The organism is Mesotoga infera (genome assembly GCF_900157305.1).
Lineage (GTDB): Bacteria > Thermotogota > Thermotogae > Petrotogales > Kosmotogaceae > Mesotoga > Mesotoga infera.
In genome coordinates, this window is the sequence record NZ_LS974202.1 from 209,589 (window position 1) to 233,089 (window position 23,501).

Consider the following 23,501-nt stretch of genomic DNA (forward strand, 5'->3'; position numbering starts at 1 on the left):
TAAGGAACTCCGGTTGAGTTCGCACAAAACACTTAGGAGGGATAGAGATGAAGAAATTGCTTTTGCTGTTCGTGGTTCTTGGACTGGCTGTAGCGCTTTTCTCAGAGCCTTTGATCGTATGGCCTGATAAAGCGCACGGAAAACCCCTGGTGGCCGGGTTGCATTCCCCCGTTTACGGAGAGGCAAAACTGGATGTTTTTGGAAACATAACAGGCTGGATCGGGCCCAACCTTGGACTGGGCTGGACCTGGAAGACCTATTTCAGTCCTCTGGAATTGCAGAAGGTCAATTTCTACTATGAATTTGGGACTAACCTCGTGATCTTCCCCTACGTCGGTGCGGGGTTCGATTATGCCCTGGTTCTCCAGAACAACCAAACTCTTCTGCTTGGAGCGGGTGTGGCCGCTTCACCGCTTCAGATTTTGTCTGCGGTTCTCGCTCCCACCACAATTCCTGCAAGCATAATTTCGGCGGTGAAGCTGAGTATCGCCGTCGTATTCTGAAAAATCCGAGCGTAACCGATATAATAGACCCCGAAAGGGGTCTTTTTATTGAGTGGAAATTTTTCTATTAACCCGGAACATGACAGTGAAGTAAGGTCGATAGTTACCAAGTACTCTATAATCATGGTTATAGTCCTCGCGATAATACTGATGCTTCTTTCTACCAGAGGACGGGTGGAGAGCTTCAGCCCGGAAAGCATGATTGGTACGATAGAGAAGACCGCGGAACTATTCATAAGAGAGAGATTGCTTGACAAGGGTGAAAGTCTGCAGAGAGTTGAAGTGGTCGAATCGAATTATTCCACCGTTGAATGGGGAGAGTACACTTACGATGCCACCATCCAGTACAGAACGTTATCGAGAGAGGAAATACTTTTCACCCGCTGGAAGTACTCGGTGAAAAACGACAGCCTCGACCTCCTTACCTACTCCAGGGAGGACGGTTCGCCTGAAGAACCGTAGCGTTTTGAAGATTACGGGCCTGACAATTCGATCTCAGAGATGAACAAGAGATTGACTTAAGGCATGGAATGAGTGTAAAATCTAATTATGTTTGAGATGCTCTAGAAATCCATAAAAGGGGGTATTCACATGAAGAAGCTGCTTATTCTGGTTGCAGTGCTTATGGTTGCTTCGATCTTCGTTGCAGCTCCAAAAAACTTCATTCTCGGTCAGGGTCTCTACGGAGATGTCGTGTACGATATGATGGGTAATATCACCGGTTTCGAGGGGATGGACTTCTTCCTTTTCCAGGCTAGCACCTATTACGAGAAACCGATAACACCAAACGAAGTGAACGCCTTTACGTTCGACGGAAAGTTCCTGTTTTTCATTCCCGTCTTCGGTAGAGGCTGGGAATTTCTGCTGAGACCTGCGGACAGTTTGATATTGAGTGCGGGCCTGAGCCTTTTGTACAATTTCCTGCCAGGTGTGTATTTGAACCTAACGATCCTTCTATAAGACAAACCTTCTAACAAAAGAAGCGGTGATCTCTCACCGCTTCTTTTGTTCTGATAAACCTGTACCAAAGCTTTATAATTCAGGAGATGTAGTTCGATTGTTCCTCTCCTAGTGAGCTTTCTGACCACCGAAGTAAGACGGCAAACTCTTAAATTTGAGGTGATAGACAGTGAACAATATAAAAGACGATGCACGATATATAGTTGAGAGATCAATAGAAACCGTACTGCCGGAAAAGGCGGTTTGCGATTCTTTGGAGGGTCTGCACTTACCCGGGAAGACTTTCCTGTTGGCTATCGGAAAAGCCGCCTGGAGGATGGCGAAGGCGGTGAGAGAGAAGCTCGGTCGGTCTATCACGACCGGAGTGGTAATCACCAAGTACGGACACGTCGAAGGCGATATTCCGGACATCGATTGCATGGAAGCCGGACACCCCCTTCCTGACGACAACACAATCGCCGCAACGACAAAAGCACTGGAAATGATAGGTACCATCAAGCCAGACAATATATTGTTTCTGGTTTCCGGAGGCGGTTCGGCACTCTTCGAAAAGCCAGTGGAGGGAGTCTCTCTGGAAGACCTGGTTGCTATAAACAACCGCTTATTGAGGTCGGGAGCGAACATCGTCGAGATCAATACTATTAGAAAGCGTCTATCGGCAGTAAAGGGCGGACGTTTCGCGAAGATGTTCGCTCAAACCACAATACATTCACTGGTACTCTCCGATGTTCTTGGAGACAGACTGGATTCGATAGCCTCCGGTCCGGCATATCCCGACAGCAGTACCTGCGAGGAGGCTCTATCCATAATCGACAGGTACGGTCTGACCCTTAGGCCGGAACTCCGTGAGATCTTAAAGAAAGAGACACCGCATCTTCTAGGTAACGTTCAGACCAGGATTATAGGAAGCATAGGCAGAGCCTGCGAAGCTGCCAGCATCTTTGCCAGAGAACTCGGTTATGAACCAATGATATTAACCACAACTCTCGATTGCGAGGCCAGAGAAGCGGGGACCTTTCTAGCGGCGATAGCCAGGGAAGAGATGTACGATCGGCCACTGAAGAGACCGTGCGCGATAATCCTCGGAGGAGAGACCGTAGTCCACGTCAAGGGGACGGGACTGGGCGGCAGAAACCAGGAACTGGCTCTTTCATTTGCTATTGCATCTGATGGACTGGACAAAGTTGCTCTGGCCAGTGTCGGAACGGATGGGACGGACGGTCCAACAGACGCCGCAGGTGCGATAGTGGATGGCGATAGTGCCAAAGAGATGATCGAGCGGGGAATAGATCCGTACATCTACCTTCTGGACAACGACTCATATCACGCGCTGGAAACATCTGGCGAACTTCTCAAAACCGGCCCTACCGGAACTAACGTCAACGATCTTATAGTTCTGCTTTGCCAGTGAGATATTAAGGAAATCATAAAAGTAATAGTTTTTCCTTCGCCATCGGTTTTTTTGCGGGGAATCATATTTCCATTCCGTTGTATTTCGACATGACTTTTTTGAAGTCGCCGGCTACTATTTCTCGCGCAGACTGAACGGCTAGGTTTATCGCTTTGCTCACTGTTCTGTAATCCTCATCTGAAAACTGTCCGAGTACGTAATCGATCATATCCCGATTCTCCGGTAGGGGTCCAACGCCTATGCGGATGCGTGGAAAGTTCTTCGTTCCCAGTTCGGTGATTATCGATTTGAGACCGTTATGGCCTCCATCTGAGCCATTCTCCCTGATCCTTATCTTTCCAAGAGGGATCCAGATATCATCATAGACTATAACCACAGTATCCTCGCCTGTGAAGTTAAGGTCAGTGATCATACTCTTCACTGCGATACCGCTGAGATTCATAAAGGTAAGCGGTTTTGCCAGATAGATCTTGGGTTCTCCATCCAGTAGATAGGCTTCATAAGTCTTCTTTTTGAAGGTCTTTCGGACTCCGCCCCTGATCATCTCGTCCACGAAGAGAAAACCCACGTTATGTCTGGTAAGAACATAACGTGGGCCGGGATTTCCCAGACCTACAAAGAGGAACACCTTTTATTCCTCTTCTTCCTCTTTCTTCCCCTTGTTTATAACTTCGGGCTCGGTCTCCTCTTTTTCTTCCGGTGCTTCTTCTACCTCGGCCCCTCTGGCTGCCCTTGGAAGTTCTATAACGAGAACCGGCTCTTCACCGTCAACAAGAGGCTTCATTCCTTCGGGAATAGGAAGGTCTTTGACTCTCAGTATTTTGCCGACATCGAAAGAAGAGATATCGACATCTATTGATTCAACGATATCCTTTGGAAGTACTGAGACGGGGAGTTCATTGATTATATGCTCTACGATTCCACCTTTTTCAATGCCGATCGGCTTTCCGTTCAACCTTATCGGAATATGAATCTCCATTCTGTGACCTTTTGATGGAGAGTAGAAATCCAGATGTATAATCGCGTCGGTCACCTTGTTTCTTTGAACGGATTTAAGGAAGACGTGGTGTTCTTTGCCGTCCAGGGATAGAATGACAGAAGTTGTTTCGGCAATCTTGTTTATATTTCTGAGCACCTCAACTTTGTCGAGGCTTACAGAGAAAGTCTCAACTTCTGGTCCGTAAACTACCGCTGGAATCTTTCCCTGATTCAGCAGGTTCTTTGCTTTGGTTTCTCCGCTGCGAATTTCAGCAACGAAATTTATCTCGTGCATTTGTTTCCCTCCTCTATCTGAACAGAATACTCACCGAGAGATTTTTCCTGACACGCGTCAAAGCCTCTGCCAGAAGAGGAGCTATAGACAACATCCTTATGTTTTCCGGCAGATCGTCGTGGTGAATCGTATCGGTTATGAAGACCTTCTCCAGTTCGGAACCGGCAATTATCTCTTTGGCCTCTCCCGACAGGACACCGTGAGTCGCACAGGCGAATATCCTCTGAGCGCCGTTGGATTTTAGCATCTTGGACGCTTCCACAAGTGAACGACCGGTGTCAATTATATCATCAAAGATTATGGCTGTCTTACCCTCCACCTCACCAATTATGTGCACCATCTCGGCCACGTTGTCCCTAGGTCTCCTCTTGTCGAGAATCGCCAGGGGAACACCGAGTTTGGAGGCGAATTTACTGGCCCTTTTCACTCCGCCGATATCTGGTGAAACTACCACCGTCTCATCCTTATTGAAAGAGCGTCCGCTGAAGAACTTAGAAAAAACAGGAAAAGACCAAAGGTTGTCCACGGGGATATCGAAGAAACCCTGAATCTGTTCGGCATGAAGGTCGATCGTTATTATTCTGCTTGCTCCCGCTGTGGTAATGAGGTTTGCAACTAGTTTGGCCGTTATCGGGTCTCTTCCTCTGGCCTTTCTATCCTGACGCGCGTAACCGTAGTAGGGGATCACTACCGAGATCGAGTGGGCCGAAGCCCTTCTGAATGCATCTATCATGATCAGCAGTTCCATCAGGTTTTCGTTCGCGGGGCTGCACGTAGACTGAATTACGAATATGTCGTGACCTCTGACGGTTTCATCGATCTTGAGGTTTATTTCGCCATCCGAAAACCTCTTCGTATGACAGTCTCCGAGGTGAACTCCAAGATAATCGGCAATGCTCTTCGATAGATCTAGACTGGCCGAACCCGCAAAGATCTTCATCTCGTTCGTCTGATATGGCATCAGTCCTTCTCCTCCCGGTTCTTTTTATATTTGCCCTCTTTGTTGATCTGTCTGGCCCTTCCGAGTGCCAGTGAGTACGGGGGCACATCGTCGGTAATGACCGAGCCTGCGGCCGTTACCGATCCTTCACCAATCTCGACCGGTGCGACCAACGAGGAGTTACTCCCGATGAAGGCTCTGTCGCCGATACTGGTTTTGAATTTGTTTTTGCCATCGTAGTTGCACGTAATTGTTCCAGCGCCTATATTGGCATCTTCGCCTATGGTGGTGTCACCTAGATATGTGAGATGGTTGGCTTTCGATCTTTTGCCGAGGATCGATTTCTTGAGTTCCACGAAGTTACCGACATGAGCCTGTTCCATGATCACCGCTCCCGGCCTCAGGCGTGAGTAAGGCCCAACTCTGGCTCCTTCCCTTACATCGGCTTCCAGTACTTCCGAACGCACAATTTCGACATTGTCAGCAATTTTCGAATCCTGTATCCTTGACATCGGCCCTATAAGACAGTTCTGACCTATCGTAGTCTGACCGTAAATAAAGGTCATGGGTTCTATTACGCTGTCGATACCGATCTTCACGTTTGGTCCTATGTATGTTGTTTCTGGATCGACTATCGTCACACCGGCTTCCATGAGAGCGTTATTTATCCTCTTTCTTGCGATTCTAGCCACCTGTGCAAGCTGTGCCCTGTTGTTAATACCAAGAACTTCTTCGGCATCGGCTATAATCATTGTATCGGCTCTGGCCGCCATGCCTACCGTATCGGTCAGATAGTACTCACCCTGTTCGTTGTTGCTTCTCAGACTACCTATCGAATCACTAATGAAAGATCCTCTGAAGGCATAGATACCGGTGTTGACTTCCTTTATGTTCCTAATCTCTTCGCTGGCATCTCTCTCTTCGACGATCTCAACCTTTCCATCACGCTTCACGACTCTGCCGTATCCGGAAGGATCAGGTGGAAACATCGTTAGAAAAAGTACATCCAGATCGGCCTCTCTCCTTCTGCGGACCATCTCCCGAAGAGTCGAAGGCTTTATCAACGGCTCATCTCCAGCCACAACCACGACATCCTCGTCGTCGAGAAAATCTTTGGCCATCATGACGGCGTGTCCTGTACCCAGCTGTTCATTCTGTCTAACGGTCAGTATATCGCTTTCCAGAAGAGATTCTATTATCTCGGCCCTGTAGCCTGTTACGACCACCACCCTATCGACTCCGGCCTCTTTCAGTGATGAAATCACCCAGTTAACCATTGGCCGATCGATAATCATATGTGCAGCTTTCGGCAGGTTCGACCTCATTCTCTTGCCAAGACCGGCGGCAAGAACTATTCCAGTCACTCAATATCCCCCCTTGAGTTCAGATCGTCTGCGCTCTTTCACCAGTATTCCCGCATAATTATATAGCAGCATAGTTAATATTCAATGGCCCGGTAAATAAAAAGTGTGACTCCCGGAGTCACACTCTGTATAGTTATTCGAGAAGTGCGGCAACTTCTTTGAGCTTCTCTATTATGGGTATTTTCTGTGGACAGAGTTCCTCGCATCTCCCACACTCGATGCACTTGGATGCCCTGTTTTCGGGTTTGAAGAAGTTGTTGTAAGCCCTTCTCGCACCTTCCACATCATCGAACATCGCGGCGTCGTTGTAAATCTCAAAAGAATCGGGTATAGCCACGTTGTTGGGACAGGGCATGCAGTAGCCGCAGGCGGTGCAATTGATCTTTATCCGGCTTATGTATATCTCTCTGACCCGGGATATAAGGGAGAGTTCCTGAGAGGTCAATGAATTTGGAAGAGCCGCGTCGGCTATCTCCAGATTCTGCTCCACTTGCTCCATGCTCGACATACCGCTTAGCACGACCCCGACAGCCGGGTTGTTCCACACCCATCTGAGTGCCCACTCGACGGCCGATCTCTTCTGTGGAGCTAAATCCCATATCTTCTGCACGTCTCCTGGAACACGCCTGACCAGCTTGCCCCCCCTGAGAGGCTCCATCACTATAACACCCATCTCCCTTTTGTACGCATAGTTGAGCCCTTCTGTTCCGGCCTGGTGGTCGGTGTCGAGAAAGTTGTACTGTATCTGGCAGAACTCCCAGTCGTACGCATCGACGATCTTCTTGAAGGTCTCCAGCGTATCGTGAAAGGAAAACCCGATATGCTTTATTCTACCGCTACTTTTTGCCCTGTCCATAAAATCGAAGACATTGTTCTTCACGAGGTTGTCCCAGAATCTTTTGTTCAGGGCGTGAAGTAGGTAGAAGTCTATAACATCTGTCTGGAGTCTCTTTAATTGCTCGTCGAGATAGTGATCCATGTCTTCGCGACTCTTGATGAGCCAGCTTGGGAGTTTCGTGGCAAGATTGACCTTTTCCCTGTATCCTTCTTTGAGAGCTTCACCCACGAACGGTTCGCTCTGGCCGTTATGATAACCCCAGGCCGTATCTACATAATCGACGCCATTATCGATTGCATGTCTCAACATACGCGTCGCTTGAGGTATATCTATGCCGTTGTCGAGCGTGGGCAACCTCATACAGCCGAATCCCAGGGCAGATACCTTTTCTCCGGTCTTTCCCATCTCTCTATAAACCATTTTATACCTCCGGAAGAATATTGAAGATTCTTGAAAGCCACACTATATTCTACAATATCTGCTCCCGATTTTCGACCCGGTATATGATCAACTCCTAGAGAGCGTCATAGATCCTTTTTTCGCCTTCCAGCTCTCTTAGAGGTGCGATATTCTGTGTCACTTCGAGCGTTCCTATGTACCTTTTCTGTGCATCTCTGAGGGCTATGTATCTAATATAGACCATTTTTGGGCCAAGGTTGAGCCAGAAGTCAGCAAAATCACGTTCACCGGCCTTGAAATCAGCGAGGATTTTGTTGACGACATTCACGCTTTTTTGCGGATGGCAGTTCTGAACTTTCCGCCCTATGATCGCACGCGTTCTCAAGAAGATTCTGTCAGGTCCTTCGCTGAAAAAACGAACAGTATCGTCAGCATCCACAAAGGTTATGTCTAATGGTAAAGAGCTCATCATAGTTCTCAGTTGATCGACAGTCAGGTAACCGCTACCCAGGTTCAAAAGGCCTTCGTTACCGGAAGTTTGTATTACCGATTCCGAAAGTGAAAACTCGAAAGGCATCGGTCGGTATGCAAAATAGCCAATCTCGTCGAACTGTATCCTTGTGTCGTGCCACTCTTCCGGTGAGAGCAGTTTCAAAGCCGATGGGAAGAGTATCTTATGTTCTTTGTATATATGATTGGAAAAGATCTCCCCTATACCTATCGAGAGATCGAAAACCTTTGCTGGTTCGATCGTACCGTTGTCTATTATCTCTCTCAGCTTCTTTCGCAATTCACGTATTTCATCGTGTTCTTTCCACATGATCGCGGGCGGCTGTACCAGTCCATGCCTTTCCAGATAGGGAAAGAGCACGTTCTCCTCCTTGAGGAAATATTTCTCTACCTCATCCATATAGTCGAGCAAATTGGCCATAGCCTGGATGTCGCTTTGTGTGAGATCACCGTTTTTTATACGACCGGCTCTACCGCGCAGTTCTTTAGACCTGTTGAGGATGTCTCTGTGTTCCTCGACGAGTATGTGGAGAGGGTGCCACGGTTCAACATCGATCTCATCTTCGCTAAGCGCCTCTTTGAAAACATCGAGGTGAATATTACACATGAGTTGGATACTCTCGGCGGGCATACCCTCGTTGACTAGTTCCTGTTCGATCTTCGCGACCTCTATAGGAGTCATCTCTCTGACGATTCTCATGAAGTCCTCTTTCACCTTCTCAAGGTTTTCCGGATCATCGTGTATTCTCTTTATAAGATTCTTGAGGAAATCTTCCCTGTTGAACAGTTCGCTCATTTTCACACCTCCATCTTCTAAACTAAATGATACTTCAGTGTGAAAGAGAGGACGGTAACATATGTTACCTCAGCGGTAGATTATCTGGCCGTGTACCCACCGTCGACCATGATCGATTCCCCGTGTATGAAGGAAGCACCGTCGCTGGCGAGGAAGAGAACTACACTGGTGACTTCCCGGGGTTCTCCAAACCTGCCTACTGGATGTAGAGCCACCATCATCTCGTAGGCCGGCGAAGATTGGACCATACCGGCCGATTCCAGCAGGGGAGTTTTAATGAAGGCCGGGTTGATTGCGTTTATTCTTATATTCCTGCTGGCATATTCGAGCGCCGCTGCCTTTGTCAATCCTACCACGCCATGCTTGGAGGCCGTGTATGCCGAAGCGTTGCTGAATCCAACTTTTCCGAGAATCGAAGAGTTGTTTATTATGGCTCCTCCGCCCTGCTTAAGCATCTGTTCGATTTCGTATTTCATTGAGTAAAAGACTCCGCTCAGGTTTACAGAGATTATTTTTTCCCATGAGTCAACTGGGTACTCGGCCACCGGAATCGAAGGGCCGCTTATGCCTGCGTTGTTGAAGGCTATGTCAAGTCTTCCGAATTTCTCCACAATTGCTTTAACGACTTTTTCCGTCTCTTCGACATTAGAAACATCGTGCTTCAAAAAGATCGCCCTACCGCCCTCGCTATTTATCTCTTCTACGAGTTTTCTACCTTTCTCCTCATCAATATCTGTGACGACCACAGTCGCACCTTCCCGCGCAAAGGCAGCAGCTGTATCGGCACCTATTCCGGAACCTCCACCAGTAACCATCGCAATCTTTCCTTCGAACCTTTTCATAGTTATTCCTCCCTTCTTTCATCTAAACCGATATAAGATATCGGCTATATTTATTATATCACAATGCCTCGAAGGGTTCCGGTCCGTGATTATTCTTAAGTTCTTAAGCTTTTCAGGTTGTACGACAAGAGAGGCCAGAATATGAAGAACGAAAGATTTTCAAACCTCGTTCTCCTTAACTCCAGTATTGTGCCTGGCACAAAAGGCAGAAGAGAGTTATCCTCCAGGGATGTATAGGTTGAAGGCATCTTTCAGATTGGTGACTTCTACTCCCGGCATTTTGGAGAGCTTTCCCGAATCGAAACCGAAGAATATTAGATATACCGACTCGGGTACGCCGGTTCTTATGTAGGCATCTTTGTTCAGTATTACCGTGTATTTGGTTTCTATCTCAGGGTTTTTAAGGTAGTAAAACTTCTCCTGAGACAGACCCGGTTTGAAGTTCTTCTGGAAGTAGTACGCCGAGTCGCTAGAACTCTTCTTCATTCCAATCCAGACTTCCTTGGTGCCAGTCACGAAGACTCTGAAATAAGGCCTGTCACTCTGATGCTGCATTTCTGTCAGTATCGCGTCAAGATCTACGCCTGTATTGGAAAGAAAGTTTTTGGCCACTATGTATTTCTCCAGTGTGCCGCCTCCTCCCAATAATTTCTCTATACTTGTTAATTTGGTCTGGAAATCGGCCTCCATCTTCTCTATCTGTCTTTCGTAAGAGTTTTTCAGTTCGGTCATCTCTCTCTTAATCTGCCCAACACGGTTCACGGCCATCAACGAGAAGACAAATCCCACTATTGAGGCCAGTATCAATGTCAATCCAATTATCATCGCCGGTGATTGTTTACGTCTCTTCGCCATGTTTCTACCTCTTGATTGCACAGAAGAACAGGTGCTCGGATCTTGAGAAGGTCTCTTTCTGTCTGCAATAACGATATTCCCACTCGCAGGCTTTAGAGATGTTCGACGCCAGCGAGACTTCGTTGTAGGGATAAAAGGCAATGAGAGAAGCCATATCGACCAGTTCGAAGCCGCTGGATCTTAAGATGCCGCTCATCTCTCCGGGGAAGTAAGGACGGGAAAGAAAATCTTTTTTACTCACCGACCTGTCGCCTATCGGAATCTTCCTCTCGTCCAGCAACTTCTGGGCCATCGAATATTCAGCAAGGGAGAGAAAGTCCTGGAGGAAAGCCCAGGCATTATCGACACTCGCGAGGAGTTTACCACCTTTTTTGAGTACTTCACCAACTTTTTTCAAAACCTTTTCCGGCTCCACAGCATAAGAGAGCACATCCCCCATTGCCAGAACGCTATCGAAGTAAGCTTTCTCAAAAGGAAGGTTCTCTCCACCGACTTCTAGAAACTCGATCTTCAATTCAGCCAACTCGGCCTTCATCCGGGCCACTTTCAACATCTCCCCGGCCGGATCTACGCCGATGACATCGTGCCCGTCTTCGGCCATTCTTAACGCCCATCTTCCTGTTCCGGTGCCGAGGTCGAGCACTCTGGAACGGTGAGTTATATGATCATCCACCAGCCTTTCCACGAGCATGTGGTAAAGTTGCCAGTAAGGCTCCTCGTACATGTAATCGTATCTAGTTGCGATATCGTTGTAATATTCCCACGACTCCCTCAAACCTCATACACCTCTCGTCAAACAATGAAGGGTTATCTCAATGTCCCGAATGCCCAAAAAAACTTAGAGCTCAGGTCAATCCTAGTATAATACATATTCGATGAGAACAAATCTCCGGTCGATTTTGCCTGACTAAAGAGAAAGGAGAACTGAGAAGGTGTGTTAACAAAACCGGGGAATCTATCCCCGGTCACTTTTCTTCTTTCAAGCTGAAGCCGCTCATGAAAGTCTTCTGGAAAATCAAAAGCATTACGAGAGGTACTATCATGGCCGTTATCGTTCCTGCCATTATGATGTTCCATTCCGCAGCCTGGGCTTCACTGGCCAGCAACATCTTGATACCGATCTGGACGACTCTCATGTCGTTTGTGGTCGTTATTATGAGAGGCCATAGGTACTCGTTCCAGATGAAGTTGAACTCTATCAGAAAGAGCGCACCCATGTTGGTCTTTGAAAGGGGAAGAAGGACGTTGAAAAGGAACCTCATAGGTCCGGCGCCATCTATTCTCGCCGCGTCGGAGAGCGATGTAGGGACGGTAAGAAACAACTGGCGGAAGAGAAGTGTCCCCGTCGCGCTGGCGAAGAAGGGTATCGTAAGAGCATAATAAGTGTTTATCCAGTCGAAGCTCTTCATAAGTTCATAAGTCGGCAAAATCCTTACAGGAAGCGGAAGCATGTGTGTTATGAGTATCATGCCAAAAAAGAAGAACTTTCCCCTGAAGTCACCGAAGTAAGTGAAGGCAAAGGCTGCTAAAATCGCAAAACCTATTTTTCCTGTGGCAACGACGAAGGCGGTAAAACCGCTGTTGAGCATGAGTCTGCCCATGTTCACAGTCTTCCAGGCCGTTACGTAGTTTTCAAATATATTCTTTCCAGGTATGAAACGGGGTGGATAACTGTAGGATTCGGCTGCCGTGAGTGTGCTCATGCTAAAGGCGTAGTAGATTGGGAACATCACCACCAGCGCCATAAAAGTAAGCACCAGGTATATCACCAATTTTTTAAGGTTTTTCTTCTTCATGCTTATCCATCCTCATCCATCATCCGTAAAAGACTTTTCTTTCTGTGTATTTAAACTGGAGGACTGTCAGAATAGCGACAAAAATGAAGAGAACGACTGATTGCGCAGAGGCAAAACCGGTGTTCATGCTTATGAAGCCGTCCCTGTAAAGCTTATATACTAGCAGCTCGGTTGCGTCGCCCGGGCCGCCTTTAGTCATAATATCTATAATTCCAAAGACGTCAAAAAAAGCGTACAGCATGTTCATGATCAGAAGAAAGAAGGTTGTCGGCGAAAGGAGCGGCAGTATGATCTTAAAGAATTTCGTCACGCCTGAAGCACCATCTATAGAGGCAGATTCTAAAAGTTCTTCGGGAATTGCCTGCAGTCCGGCCAGATAGAAAATTATGTTGTAGCCCATCATCTTCCATGAAGCGGCTATGACAACTACCGCCAGAGCAAGGTTTCTATCGGTCATCCAGTTGATTCCTATCCCCGTTATACTTCTTATTATATAAACTATCGGACCACTCGACGGGTTGAACATAAGCGCCCATATGGTCCCGGCAATGGCCGGTGAGATGGCGTAGGTCCAGATGAAAAAAGTCCTGTAAATGAAGAGACCGCGCAGCTTCTGGTTCAGCAATGCGGCTATAACAGTTCCCAGCGACAGGCCGATGAGAACCACCAATACGGCAAAGATAAGGGTAATTATTAGGCTGTGCAGATAGGCTGACGACTGAAAGAGTCTGGTGAAGTTCTCGAAACCAACGAAGAATTTTCTATCGCCGAAGGGCGAAACCCTGAAGAAGCTCATGTATATTGATTGAACGGTCGGTACGATGAGAAAGATAATGACTATAACAATCGAGGGAGAAAGTAAGATGTACGGAAGCACTCGATTGGGAAATCTTCTCTGCATTTTTTCTTTCACCGCCTGAAAGTAGATTAAGGGGAGGGGAAAACCCCTCCCCGTCGAAAAGCGAATCAATCACCGTACAGTTGAATGTACTCTCTCAATATATTGTTGCACTCTTTTGCCGCATCATCGAGAATCCTCTTGGCTTCCTTTTCGTAGTCCTTTCCCTTGTACTGAACGGCCTTTTCGACAGCCGAATCGACTACGTCCCTTATCGCAACGAAATTACCCAGTCTGACCCCCTGTGCTTCGGGAATGTTTGATCCGCTGAGAATCTGCAAAAAGGCGGTCAGGTGATTTGGCTGAGAAGCGAACCAACCTTCATCCATGAGCAGCTTGACGGTTGTGTTGCTTGAGGGGAAGTAACCGGTACTCTTATGCCATTGCAGCGAGATTTCGGGTCTTATGATGTACTTCAGGAATTCCCAGACGGCCTTGTTTTCAGCCTCGGACTTTCCCTTGAGAACCCATATCGTGGCGCCTCCTATAACTGAGTTACCTCTGGGGTACCCTTCCATTCTCGGCAGAAAGGAAGTCCCGACGTTGAAAGAGGCTGTCTTCTGGATGGAGCCAACCGAGGAAGTCGACTGGATCAACATAGCAACCTGCCCTGTGAGGAAAGCCGTGTTGGCGCTGTATTCTCTTCCACCATAGACGAAGACGTTATCTTGCGCCCACTTCATCCACTCGACGAAAACTTTCTGGCCGAACTCTCCGTTGAATAGAACCTGGGAAGCCTTGGCCTTTCTACCGTTTTCATTGTTGGCATAGAATTGCGCATGAGTTGCGTGCATCTGCTCGAAAACCCATGCCGGCCAGCCAAAAGATATACCTCCTTGAGACGCACCTGACTGTACTATCTTTTTGCCCATTTCGTACAGCTCGTCGAAGGTTGACGGTGGCTTGTTGGGGTCAAGCCCGGCCGCCGCGAAAATGTCTTTGTTGTAGTATAGGATGGCAGTCGAGGAGTTGAAGGGCATAGAGTAGAGTTTACCGTTCACCGAATAGTAGTTCAGGATTGGAGTGACAACGTCTCCCCAATCAAAACCCGGCTCGGCAAGCTGATAGACCGGAAGAATAGCCCCACTGTCAAGCATGGTCTGAAGCCCTACTTCGTAAACCTGTACGATGTGGGGATGTGTTCCAGTTCTATAAGCGGCTATCGCTTTGGTGAGAGTTTCGGCGTAACTCCCGGTGAATTGAGCAACCACTTCGATCTCGTTCTGGCTTTCGTTGAATCCCTTGACAATGTTATCAACGGCGGTTAGGTTGCTTCCGCTCATCGCGTGCCAGAAAGTGATTGTTGTTTTGGAAAAGGCCAAGACCGAGAGAAGAACCAGAACAACGACTAGAACCTTTTTCATACAAACGCCTCCTTGTCGAAAAATGGGTTCGATGGATCGCAAAATGATTATAACACCCACTACTCTCGATAAAAAACCTTCAGCATGAGCTGAAGGGTAATAGGACCTTTTGAAGATGTAAGGAAATGTATACGGTCTTTTATTTTGCGCTTCTCTTGATTCTCCTGTCACCTACTCCTTCTATTATTTCTACAAATACTCTGTCAACCAACAGAATCACGAGAAAGCAGAATCCAAAGAATTTTCTCATAATCGATCCCTCCTGAAAATTGTATTATTTTTACTAGATACTCAAATAATTTTATCTATTAGTACATATATATTATAGTGGATCACAATAAATTGTGTTACGCAGATATTTAATCGATGAAAAGAAGATAATTGATCAATTTTACTCATAAAATGGGTTTATTGAATCAAATAATGTGATTGTTGAATTCAGTATTTAAAAATACACATCTGGGAATTCTCAAAAGGCAAGATAGCGTGGATGTATCACCGGGAAACGCTTTAAAGTTGCGCGGAGGGCAACCATAACTTCTGGAAAAAACCAATCGCCACTTATCGATATTCCGACTTTATGGTCTATAATTGAGCAATCTAGTCTGAAAGGAGGGTTTGATTTATGAAAATAGGCATAGTCACAGACAATACGTGCAACCTTAAACCCGGCGATATTGAGAAGCTGGGAGTAAATATAGTATCTCTCTACGTCAACAGGTCCGGTAAATACACCAGAGCAATAGATCTCGATCTCGATTCCTATTACAACGAGCTAGGGTCTGTCGCAGAACTTCCAACCACTTCGCAGCCCTCTCCCCAGGATTTCATGGAGGCCTTCGGCAGGGCTCTACAAAATTTCGATGTTCTCGTTGTTCCTTTGATTTCAGGTAAGCTGAGTGGCACTTTCGTTTCGGCGAGCATAGCGTCAAGGGATTTTGACATGCCCATTCACGTCATCGATACTTTGCTGACGGAAAACGGTCTGGGAATGCTGGTTAAGAACCTGTCGAAAATGATCGCGAACGGAAGCGATACCGATGCTCTTGTCAAGTATGCCACCGATTTTCATAAGAAAATCCGCACAATCTTTTCTGTGGATGACCTGAACTATCTCTACAAGGGCGGAAGAATCGGAAAGGCTAAAGCCCTTATGGGAAACCTTCTGAAAATGAAGCCCGTTTTACAGCTTGAAGATGGTGAATTGAAACCCGTCGAAAACATCAGAGGCAACAAAAAACTCCTCCAGAGTATGGTGGATCACACCCTGAAAGGTAAGGATCCGGCCGATCTCAAGAAAGTTGAAATCGTATACATAAAGAGAAATGAGGATGCCGAAGAATTGAAGAGAATACTGCTGGAAAGGGTGCCGAATATCGAAGTTGAGATCTCGTTGATCGAACCTGTGATAGGCACGCATCTAGGTCCGGAGGGGATCGGTATAATCAGCGAATGGGCATAGTCTGATTTCGAAATCTGTCGGTGATTCGAGCGCTTGGATTTTGAAGCGCTTGAATTGCTCATTTTTATATGGTTAACTATCAAGGACTGGGGGTGTACAGGTGAAAACGATCGATAGAGTCGAAACAAGAAAGGGAAGAATCTACGATTTTTTACCGGGGATATACAGACTTACAAACAACGAAAGATTGGTCGAACATTTCAAAGAACTGACGCCGGGCTACAGACCCGTCGGCGAGATAGCCGAATGGGTAAATATCACTCTAAAAAAGCTGCCTGAGCCGATACTGGAAAAGATGGATCTATACTTCAACTGGCAAACACCACTGGCCATGAGATTGAGTCCGATCATAAGTGAAAATTGTCTCAAGACGGTTGACGAGTTCTTTAAAGCCCTGCGAGCAGTATCTCCGGAAGATCTGCTGAGGGATTTCCTCCTGATCGGTCTTGGTCCGAGGGCTGTAGGCTTCGATGAGAGTATAATCTCGCAGATGCTTGGCGACCAGCGAAAAGCACTAGTTTTTTTGGTCGAGAAAGCCGTGCTGACACCCCATCAGAAAGCCGTTATGTTGGATTTCTTCTCCAATCCAATTTCAATGAAAGATGACTTTGTCTATCTTCTGGAATGGTACGCCGAGCACATTTTCCCCACAATCCCCTTCGATGAAGGTGCTCTGGAAGAGAGCGAAAGAGATCTGATCCTAAACCTCCAGTCTAGAGGTGAGGATTACCTTCTTAAGCTCATAGACAATATGCGTTACGATGAGCTGGAGGACAGAAGGAAGATACTGCTGGCCATCTCGTATTTCGTGGAGAACGCCCAGGGTGGGGTTTTCCATCCAAAAGCGAAAAATGACCTCTTCGTCGTAGGATACAGATTCGTGAATTCAGTTCTCGAAGACGATCCCCTTAATCAGGCCGCGGCGAGGTACAGGGCTATGGGAGAACCCAGACGTATAAAACTTTTGCGAATGCTTTTTGGAAAGCGCTACACCGGCTATGACATTTCCAGAAAGTTGAAGATGTCCAATGCAGAAGTTACCGAGACTTTCAGCAATCTGATCGCCTGCAACCTCATAAAGACCTACCGCACAAAAGAAGGGGTTTACTTCACCGCCGACCGCGATGAAGTGATAGATCTGTTGATAGAACAGCTTTCAGAAAGCGACTAGAACGGCTAAAGCGTCTGCAATGGCTAGCGCAGCTCCTTTCCACCGGAACTCTCCGGTTTGTCGTATCTTTCGAACATCGGCTTGTCCAGGCTACCGTTGTTGCTGTATCCAAGGACCTCCCAGTATCCTCGGTAAGTCTCATCGTCCGAAAGCTCTATTTCTTCGACCCAGCGAGCCCACTTATAGCCCCATTTATCTTCCGCTACCACTATGAAAGGAAAACCCTGCGCTGGGGGAAGTTTTATACCGTTAAGTCTGTCGGCGAGTATTATGTTCCTTTCCTTAATGTAATCCAGACTCAGGCTGGTAGTGTAGCCGTCGGTAGATTTGAAGATCACGTTATCCACCTCCGCCATCGGACCGGCCTTTTCTATCAGTTCCACGAGCGGTATCCCTCCCCACAGCATTTTGGCGGTCCATCCCTCGACACAAAAGAGGGTCACGACTTTCTCTGTGTGTTCCAGTTCCTGAAGAGTGGAGTAGCTCATCTCGTAAGGCCTTTCGACAAGCCCGCCTACCCTGAGAATGTAATTCTCTTCGCTGACGTACTGTACACCCTTTATGGAGTTCTCTCTGAAAGCAGTTAGGTCATCAAGCTTTATTCCCTGGTAATCTTTCACCAGTATCTCCTGCACATTTTTTTGCGGTGCGTTATTTATTCCAAAGACTATAACTGTAACTACGATTGCGCATAAGATTATGAAAAGCAGAACCTTCACCGGTTAACACCTCCAACGACTTATCTGGTATCGTTAAAATTAGACATCGACGCTTAATTTATAGTTCGCCACTCTGGCAAAGAAAAGCCCGGAGAAAACTCTCCGGGCAGGGTGGTAGGAGAAGAAGTCTTGTCAAGCAAAACTATGACTTCTTCAACCTTTAGAAAGTTCAGATCTAAACTTCATCTGAGCAAAATCGTCTTCATCTCAAAGGAATCCAGTATCGTCATCGTGACTCCGAGATTCTCGTTTCCAAACTCACTTTCGATAAATGGGCTTTGAAGCGTAATCTCCAGGAACTGAGCGTCGGCCGGTCTCTCATCGGGCATAAAATCCACAGAATTCTGGACAACAAATCTCAGCGGGTCCTGATTACCGAAAAAGTAATCTATAAAATTCTGTCGCTCATCTTCGGTGATACCCAAGGTGTAGGTCGCAATCTGGCCAGCAGAGGTATCTACCGGAACCCATCCGTAGTTTGGCAGGTAGAACTCGGCCCAGAAATGCGACCCGAGCTGGCCTGTGAAGATCTGAAAGCCTCCCGGTGCCCTAGCCGGTATGCCGATAGATCTGCAGAGTGCAGAGAAGATAATGGACTGAGTTCCACAGTCTCCGTAACCGTGTTCGAATGAGTAAACACTTTCGGGTATGCCTTCAGCTTCGATCGCAACGTGAGCCATATAACTATACAGGATGTTTTCTACGACATAATGGTATATTTTCTTCGCCTGGAGGTATGGGTTCGTCTCTTCTCCGACGATTTTCCTAGCCAGCTTTTCGAAACTTTCATCAAAGAAGATACTGCCTTCGGATTTTGTGTAATTCTTATACAGTGAACTTTCGGTGTCGTATTCGCCCACCTTTTCCGGATCTATATCGAACTGCTGCTGATAGTGTCTGAAAGTGAACTTCACCGAGATGTTCAAATCTTCTTTTAGATCAGAAAGATCGAATTCAAGCAGAACATAAGCAATATCACCATCGATTCTGGGGACTCCGACCACCGCTTCTTCTGGAGTCACCTCCAGGATATAGATGTTCTCCTGTGTAGCCGTCTGTAAGGGAAGAGGGAACCAGATCTTCAGAGAGCCCTTTTCAGGCAGCAAGGATCTTTCGGTGTTTACCGTATATTCGACAAGATAGTCTTTTGGGTTGAAATAAGGGCTAAAGGCAGGTTTGAAATTGGCAAAAGGTGTCTGCCGGGGTCCATACTCACTTAGAAGGTATTTGACCAGCAGGGTATTGGCGGCTGACCATTCGGGTTCGCGCTTTACCAGTTCGGGGTCGCGGGTGAAAAGATTGTGTTCGAATTCTCCAAAATACATTTCAACACCGTCAATGGTACGTCGCTGAATATCTCTATCCACTATGAATCTTCTTACTTCTTCATCACTCTTGAGTTCAGGATAGTGCTTCATAATGATATCTCTGGCCTCTTCGAAAGTCAGGAAGAATTCAACCGCGAGTTTGACCTCATTCTGTCTTTGAAGATATTCATCGGATCTTTGAAGCGTGGTTCCGAGAACTATTGTAGATATTAGAACGACAAAAAGAATCAGTTTCGCTTTCACACCTATACCCCCCATCTTGTCTTTCAAGAAGACACTATACATGAAGTATATAACTTCATACCTATAATTCAAACATAATATGTTATCTTATGACTTAGAGTCTAATTTTTTGCATTGATGTTCATTCAATTATTATCATCGTAGATTGAGAACATATGATTGTACCGATAGATTACATATCTGCGAAGAACTTTTCAGCTTAAGTCGGCAATCTCTTTTTATGTACTAATACAGGAATGCCAAAAAAATGGATATGGTTTTCTAACATCGACCGTGATAATATCTTTGCGGAGGTCGAGAAGTTATGGCCAAAAGCAAGCTTTTCACAAAGAGGAAACCGCCTTCGGGATCCGTACCGGGCACCCTTAGCATAGACGATTCCTCGCCTTTTCCGGTGATGAAACTGATAACTTTCAACGAGAAGGAGATGGAAGAGATCACCGTCGAAGATCCCTCGTTGCTTGAGAAGCACATTTTCGAAAAGGGGCGGGTAAACTGGATTGACGTTCAGGGTCTGGGCGACGAGAAAACATTGAGAAGGCTGGGAGAGATCTTCAAGCTCCATCCACTTGCTCTGGAGGATATCACCAATGTTCCGCAGATCCCGAAAGTAGAAGAGTACGAAAATGGCCTTTTCATCTGTCTTCGCATGATAAGACTCGAAGAGAAGGAAGTGATCTCCGAACAGGTCAGCTTTTTCGTTGGTGAGACTTTCGTCTTGACTTTCCAGGAAAGGTATGGGGATGTTTTCGACCCAGTAAGGCAGAGGATGCGCCGTGGATCCACCATAAGGAAACTCGGCAATGACTTCACGGTTTATGCTCTTATAGATACCATCATAGACAATTACTTCCCTGTGCTCCAGGAAACTGGGAGTTCTCTGGAAGCACTCGAGGATGAGATGATCCTCAAAATCAACAAAGAAAAACTCCAGAAACTTTACGAACTCAAGCATGGTCTCGCCGAACTGAAGAGAATTCTCTGGCCGACTAGAGACGCGATAGGTCAGCTGGCGAGAAATGAAAACCGTTATATAGATGGGAAGACGGCACTGTATTTTCGAGATGTGTACGATCATGTCATACAGTCCATAGATATGCTCGACCTTTACAGGGAACTGGCCTCCGAGCTCATGAACGTTTATCTTTCTTCCATGAGCAACAGAATGAATGAAATCATGAAAGTCCTCACCATAATATCCACGATTTTCATACCGCTTTCCTTCGTGGCTGGTGTTTATGGAATGAACTTCCACTTCATGCCGGAACTTGAGCTGAAATGGGCCTATCCGATTGTATTATTAGCGATGGTCGCCATCGCTGGAGCCATGCTGTACTTCTTCCATAAAAAAGGCTGGTTCAGGAAAGATTGAAGCGATATCAATATATACTCACGAAGTGCGTGAAAGTAACGGAGAAATGAATCAGAGAGGCAAGAAAGAGGAAAAAGGTCATTGAAAAAGGAATAGAGATGGGGAGAATAGAAAACCGGACGCTCCGGATGTAGAATAATTTGTCCAGACAAACCGCACAAAGGAGCGACCGGTTATGAATATTCTTGCATCAATTGAGCATTTTGTCCAGCTACGCTTTGGTGATTTCTTCTCTTCAATAGAGGCCTTCTATCTCAAGGATATACTGATTCTTATACAGGGAATACTGGAGCTTGGCCATCATTCGATCTCCTCAATAGCTAGAGACCCTTTGAACAAGGTGGCTCATACAACCCTTACCAGGTTTTTCAACGGTAATCCTAACTTCTGGAAGAACCTTGAGAAGCTGATCCAGAAGGTTATTCTCTCAACCTCTTCTGAGAAGATGATACTGGTTGTGGTTGATACTCAACTGGCCAGAAGGAGTAAGAAGATACCTTCCACCACTCCGACGTACGATCACAATCAGAAGCGGTATTGCCAGGTACAGGTTCTCCTTACCGTTGGTAGAGTCAGCGATGGTTTCTTTCCTCTGGAGATGATGTTCTCGAATTCGAATGGAGGTCCCACCAAGATTGAAAGACTTATAGATTGGCTGAAAGAGAACGAGATAAGGGATGCAGTACTTCTTGGAGACTCCTGGTACACCAACAGCCATGTGGTAGAGTCCTACTTCAAGACTGCTAAACAACACTTCTCGCTCGGTAAAGCCGCACTCTCAACTGAAGATGGCCACAAGCATTGGACTATCCTGGTTATTCTTGCCTATCTGATTTTCAATGACCTTCACCGATTTATTCTCGAGAAGACTAAGTCAGAAACAAAGAGGTACAAAGTGTTCGAAACAATCCAAAGAGCGATCTCCATGCTCAGGTCTTTACTCCTGGAACAGGTCAAAATCGACTTCCATCTCCTCGATTCCTGTTTCCGATCCTTTTCTCTTCTTCCTTTCTATTAACTGTTACATACACGCACTTCGTGAGTTCATAAGAGAAGATTTGTCCTATAAAGAGAGGACGGCTTCTTAATTATTGAAACCCGGGATCTTTTCTATTCCATTTTTAGCGATAATCAGCTCATAACACTCTTCCAAGGTCGGTTCTTCTCATTACTTTTAGAACTGTCCTGTCAACTCCCTCAGAAAGTTTGGCAACGCGAAGGCCGCGGTGTGAATTTCGCTGTTGTAGTATCTCAAAGGAGCATTGAAATCCAGGACTCTTTCTTCATCGAAGTCCTTGATTGGGTCGAAGGTTTTTGAACCGATTGTGTAGGTCCACATACCTGACGGGTAAGTGGTCATGAAACTCGTGTACATCCTGCATATGGGAAAAACCGAAGAGATCCTGTTGAAGGCTATGGCGACCCAACCCTTGTCGTAGAAGGGGTCCTCCGTTTCGGCGCAGAAGACACCATCCTTTCTCAGCGCGGCGTAGCAATTCACATAGAACTCTTTGGTAAAGAGATGTCCACCCTCACCGGCAGTGGGATCGGTCGAATCGACTACAATGACATCGAAGCGGTCTTTGAATTTTCTTACGTAATCCGCACCGTTTTCATTCACCAAGGTAGCTCTGGGGTTGTCAAGTTCGATCGACATTTCCTTCAAATATTTCCTTGAAGCCTCTATCACATAAGGGTCCACTTCACAAAGCACTGCTTCTTCAACGGAGTTATGCTTCAAGACTTCTCTCAAGCTTCCACCGTCTCCTCCACCTATTATCAAAACTCTTTTGGGATCGGGATGGGTGAATATAGGGACATGAACCAGCATCTCATGGTACATGAATTCGTCGGCTTCGGTGAACATGGTTATCCCATCTAGAACCAGGACCATCCCGAATTCGGGATGCTCGAAGATATCTATTCTTTGATAAGGGCTCTGATACGAGTAAACGAGTCGCTTCATTTTCATAAACAGACCGGCATTTCCACCGGTATAGTGTTCCATAAAGAGCATGTGGTTCAAGGTTCTCAGTTCACGGTCTTCCATATAATCTACACCTCCAGGTCGTATATGATAATTGTTCAATTCCTCTCCAAGGATATAATACATCCACGCGGGCAAAAACATCTAATGATATCAAACCCGAGCTTAGGCTTCACGCGAATGCGGAAAACACATAAAATCAGGACAGCAAAGTAGATTGTATCACTTTGCAGGAAGAATAGTCAAATTTTGGCTCAGATTTTCACGAAATTGCGGCCCTTCCGACTGTAGACAGGAAGCCTGGTTTTTCTCTCGATCAAAGGGTGGTAGAATTGTAGCAAACGATTCTCTCTGCAGGAGGATTCGGTTTATGTTCTTCGAAAAGGATACCTGTATCGATAAGCCCTTACGTCAGGAACCACGATCTAGACCAAAATGATAATTTTATTCCTCGAGGTATTCACTACTCT

Annotated in this window: 23 protein-coding genes; 8 read left to right on the top strand and 15 right to left on the bottom strand. The window is 46.4% G+C overall.

Annotated features, from left to right (window positions below; all coding sequences use genetic code 11):
* Nucleotides 1–47: 47 nt before the first annotated feature.
* The 4 genes from MESINF_RS00940 (at nucleotide 48) to MESINF_RS00955 (ending at nucleotide 2,874) form a co-directional block, all read left to right on the top strand.
* The gene (locus MESINF_RS00940) at nucleotides 48–503 is read left to right on the top strand and encodes a hypothetical protein (protein ID WP_169698096.1); all 456 of its coding nucleotides are present in this window, start codon (nucleotides 48–50) and stop codon (nucleotides 501–503) included.
* Nucleotides 504–551: 48 nt separating this feature from the next.
* Complete coding sequence (locus MESINF_RS00945) at nucleotides 552–965, top strand: hypothetical protein (RefSeq protein WP_169698097.1); 414 nt, start codon at nucleotides 552–554, stop codon at nucleotides 963–965.
* Between the two features lie 129 nt (nucleotides 966–1,094).
* Nucleotides 1,095–1,463, top strand: coding sequence for a hypothetical protein (locus MESINF_RS00950; protein WP_169698098.1), 369 nt, complete (start codon nucleotides 1,095–1,097; stop codon nucleotides 1,461–1,463).
* Nucleotides 1,464–1,632: 169 nt separating this feature from the next.
* On the top strand, nucleotides 1,633–2,874 hold the full coding sequence (locus MESINF_RS00955) for a glycerate kinase type-2 family protein (RefSeq protein ID WP_169698099.1): 1,242 nt from the start codon (nucleotides 1,633–1,635) through the stop codon (nucleotides 2,872–2,874).
* Between the two features lie 61 nt (nucleotides 2,875–2,935).
* Here MESINF_RS00955 and pth read toward each other — a convergent pair whose 3' ends face one another.
* The 12 genes from pth to MESINF_RS01015 all read right to left on the bottom strand — a co-directional run bounded on the left by pth (nucleotide 2,936) and on the right by MESINF_RS01015 (nucleotide 14,749).
* Nucleotides 2,936–3,502, bottom strand: coding sequence for an aminoacyl-tRNA hydrolase (gene pth / locus MESINF_RS00960; RefSeq protein WP_169698100.1), 567 nt, complete (start codon nucleotides 3,500–3,502; stop codon nucleotides 2,936–2,938).
* Nucleotides 3,503–3,505: 3 nt separating this feature from the next.
* The gene (locus tag MESINF_RS00965; RefSeq protein ID WP_169698101.1) at nucleotides 3,506–4,147 is read right to left on the bottom strand and encodes a 50S ribosomal protein L25; all 642 of its coding nucleotides are present in this window, start codon (nucleotides 4,145–4,147) and stop codon (nucleotides 3,506–3,508) included.
* A 13-nt stretch (nucleotides 4,148–4,160) separates the two neighbouring features.
* Nucleotides 4,161–5,108: a ribose-phosphate pyrophosphokinase gene (locus MESINF_RS00970; protein ID WP_169698102.1), complete on the bottom strand. Its 948-nt coding sequence runs from the start codon at nucleotides 5,106–5,108 to the stop codon at nucleotides 4,161–4,163.
* Nucleotides 5,108–6,451: a bifunctional UDP-N-acetylglucosamine diphosphorylase/glucosamine-1-phosphate N-acetyltransferase GlmU gene (gene glmU, locus MESINF_RS00975; protein ID WP_169698103.1), complete on the bottom strand. Its 1,344-nt coding sequence runs from the start codon at nucleotides 6,449–6,451 to the stop codon at nucleotides 5,108–5,110. Before glmU ends, MESINF_RS00970 begins: the two co-directional genes overlap by 1 nt.
* 133 nt (nucleotides 6,452–6,584) lie before the next feature.
* Complete coding sequence (locus tag MESINF_RS00980; protein ID WP_169698104.1) at nucleotides 6,585–7,709, bottom strand: aldo/keto reductase; 1,125 nt, start codon at nucleotides 7,707–7,709, stop codon at nucleotides 6,585–6,587.
* Nucleotides 7,710–7,803: 94 nt separating this feature from the next.
* A complete protein-coding gene (locus MESINF_RS00985) occupies nucleotides 7,804–8,994 on the bottom strand; it encodes a DUF438 domain-containing protein (RefSeq protein WP_169698105.1) in 1,191 nt (396 codons plus the stop codon).
* Between the two features lie 80 nt (nucleotides 8,995–9,074).
* Entirely contained in the window at nucleotides 9,075–9,836 is a 762-nt protein-coding gene (locus tag MESINF_RS00990) for an SDR family NAD(P)-dependent oxidoreductase (RefSeq protein ID WP_169698106.1), read from the bottom strand.
* A gap of 216 nt (nucleotides 9,837–10,052) precedes the next feature.
* Nucleotides 10,053–10,691, bottom strand: a complete 639-nt coding sequence (locus MESINF_RS00995; RefSeq protein ID WP_169698107.1) for a hypothetical protein — start codon at nucleotides 10,689–10,691, stop codon at nucleotides 10,053–10,055.
* 4 nt (nucleotides 10,692–10,695) lie between these two features.
* Nucleotides 10,696–11,466: a class I SAM-dependent methyltransferase gene (locus MESINF_RS01000; protein ID WP_169698108.1), complete on the bottom strand. Its 771-nt coding sequence runs from the start codon at nucleotides 11,464–11,466 to the stop codon at nucleotides 10,696–10,698.
* Nucleotides 11,467–11,656: 190 nt separating this feature from the next.
* The gene (locus MESINF_RS01005) at nucleotides 11,657–12,487 is read right to left on the bottom strand and encodes a carbohydrate ABC transporter permease (protein ID WP_169698109.1); all 831 of its coding nucleotides are present in this window, start codon (nucleotides 12,485–12,487) and stop codon (nucleotides 11,657–11,659) included.
* 19 nt (nucleotides 12,488–12,506) lie between these two features.
* On the bottom strand, nucleotides 12,507–13,388 hold the full coding sequence (locus MESINF_RS01010) for a carbohydrate ABC transporter permease (protein ID WP_169698110.1): 882 nt from the start codon (nucleotides 13,386–13,388) through the stop codon (nucleotides 12,507–12,509).
* Nucleotides 13,389–13,453: 65 nt separating this feature from the next.
* Nucleotides 13,454–14,749, bottom strand: a complete 1,296-nt coding sequence (locus tag MESINF_RS01015) for an ABC transporter substrate-binding protein (RefSeq protein ID WP_169698111.1) — start codon at nucleotides 14,747–14,749, stop codon at nucleotides 13,454–13,456.
* 625 nt (nucleotides 14,750–15,374) lie between these two features.
* Between MESINF_RS01015 and MESINF_RS01020 the strand changes: the two genes are divergently transcribed.
* Together MESINF_RS01020 and MESINF_RS01025 are read left to right on the top strand one after the other, a co-directional pair.
* Complete coding sequence (locus MESINF_RS01020; RefSeq protein ID WP_169698112.1) at nucleotides 15,375–16,211, top strand: DegV family protein; 837 nt, start codon at nucleotides 15,375–15,377, stop codon at nucleotides 16,209–16,211.
* Nucleotides 16,212–16,311: 100 nt separating this feature from the next.
* Entirely contained in the window at nucleotides 16,312–17,382 is a 1,071-nt protein-coding gene (locus MESINF_RS01025; protein WP_169697925.1) for a winged helix-turn-helix domain-containing protein, read from the top strand.
* 23 nt (nucleotides 17,383–17,405) lie between these two features.
* Here MESINF_RS01025 and MESINF_RS01030 read toward each other — a convergent pair whose 3' ends face one another.
* On the bottom strand, nucleotides 17,406–18,101 hold the full coding sequence (locus MESINF_RS01030; RefSeq protein WP_169698113.1) for a molybdopterin-dependent oxidoreductase: 696 nt from the start codon (nucleotides 18,099–18,101) through the stop codon (nucleotides 17,406–17,408).
* 182 nt (nucleotides 18,102–18,283) lie between these two features.
* Entirely contained in the window at nucleotides 18,284–19,672 is a 1,389-nt protein-coding gene (locus tag MESINF_RS01035; protein ID WP_169698114.1) for a transglutaminase-like domain-containing protein, read from the bottom strand.
* Between the two features lie 304 nt (nucleotides 19,673–19,976).
* Between MESINF_RS01035 and corA the strand changes: the two genes are divergently transcribed.
* Nucleotides 19,977–21,044, top strand: a complete 1,068-nt coding sequence (gene corA, locus MESINF_RS01040) for a magnesium/cobalt transporter CorA (protein ID WP_169698115.1) — start codon at nucleotides 19,977–19,979, stop codon at nucleotides 21,042–21,044.
* A gap of 175 nt (nucleotides 21,045–21,219) precedes the next feature.
* Nucleotides 21,220–22,062, top strand: coding sequence for a transposase (locus MESINF_RS01045; RefSeq protein ID WP_169698116.1), 843 nt, complete (start codon nucleotides 21,220–21,222; stop codon nucleotides 22,060–22,062).
* Between the two features lie 156 nt (nucleotides 22,063–22,218).
* On the opposite strand, the gene speE is transcribed toward MESINF_RS01045, so the two are convergent.
* Nucleotides 22,219–23,094 carry a polyamine aminopropyltransferase gene (gene speE / locus MESINF_RS01050; protein ID WP_169698117.1) on the bottom strand — a complete coding sequence of 292 codons (876 nt, stop codon included), beginning with the start codon at nucleotides 23,092–23,094 and terminating at the stop codon, nucleotides 22,219–22,221.
* Nucleotides 23,095–23,501 lie beyond the last annotated feature (407 nt).

Coding starts and splice junctions, on each gene's coding strand:
- MESINF_RS00940 (WP_169698096.1), top strand. CDS start 48: ATGAAGAAATTGCTTTTGCTGTTCGTGGTTCTTGGACTGGCTGTAGCG.
- MESINF_RS00950 (WP_169698098.1), top strand. CDS start 1,095: ATGAAGAAGCTGCTTATTCTGGTTGCAGTGCTTATGGTTGCTTCGATC.
- MESINF_RS00965 (WP_169698101.1), bottom strand. CDS start 4,147: ATGCACGAGATAAATTTCGTTGCTGAAATTCGCAGCGGAGAAACCAAA.
- MESINF_RS00970 (WP_169698102.1), bottom strand. CDS start 5,108: ATGCCATATCAGACGAACGAGATGAAGATCTTTGCGGGTTCGGCCAGT.
- MESINF_RS00980 (WP_169698104.1), bottom strand. CDS start 7,709: ATGGTTTATAGAGAGATGGGAAAGACCGGAGAAAAGGTATCTGCCCTG.
- MESINF_RS00985 (WP_169698105.1), bottom strand. CDS start 8,994: ATGAGCGAACTGTTCAACAGGGAAGATTTCCTCAAGAATCTTATAAAG.
- MESINF_RS00990 (WP_169698106.1), bottom strand. CDS start 9,836: ATGAAAAGGTTCGAAGGAAAGATTGCGATGGTTACTGGTGGAGGTTCC.
- MESINF_RS00995 (WP_169698107.1), bottom strand. CDS start 10,691: ATGGCGAAGAGACGTAAACAATCACCGGCGATGATAATTGGATTGACA.
- MESINF_RS01005 (WP_169698109.1), bottom strand. CDS start 12,487: ATGAAGAAGAAAAACCTTAAAAAATTGGTGATATACCTGGTGCTTACT.
- MESINF_RS01010 (WP_169698110.1), bottom strand. CDS start 13,388: ATGCAGAGAAGATTTCCCAATCGAGTGCTTCCGTACATCTTACTTTCT.
- MESINF_RS01015 (WP_169698111.1), bottom strand. CDS start 14,749: ATGAAAAAGGTTCTAGTCGTTGTTCTGGTTCTTCTCTCGGTCTTGGCC.
- MESINF_RS01020 (WP_169698112.1), top strand. CDS start 15,375: ATGAAAATAGGCATAGTCACAGACAATACGTGCAACCTTAAACCCGGC.
- corA (WP_169698115.1), top strand. CDS start 19,977: ATGGCCAAAAGCAAGCTTTTCACAAAGAGGAAACCGCCTTCGGGATCC.
- MESINF_RS01045 (WP_169698116.1), top strand. CDS start 21,220: ATGAATATTCTTGCATCAATTGAGCATTTTGTCCAGCTACGCTTTGGT.
- speE (WP_169698117.1), bottom strand. CDS start 23,094: ATGGAAGACCGTGAACTGAGAACCTTGAACCACATGCTCTTTATGGAA.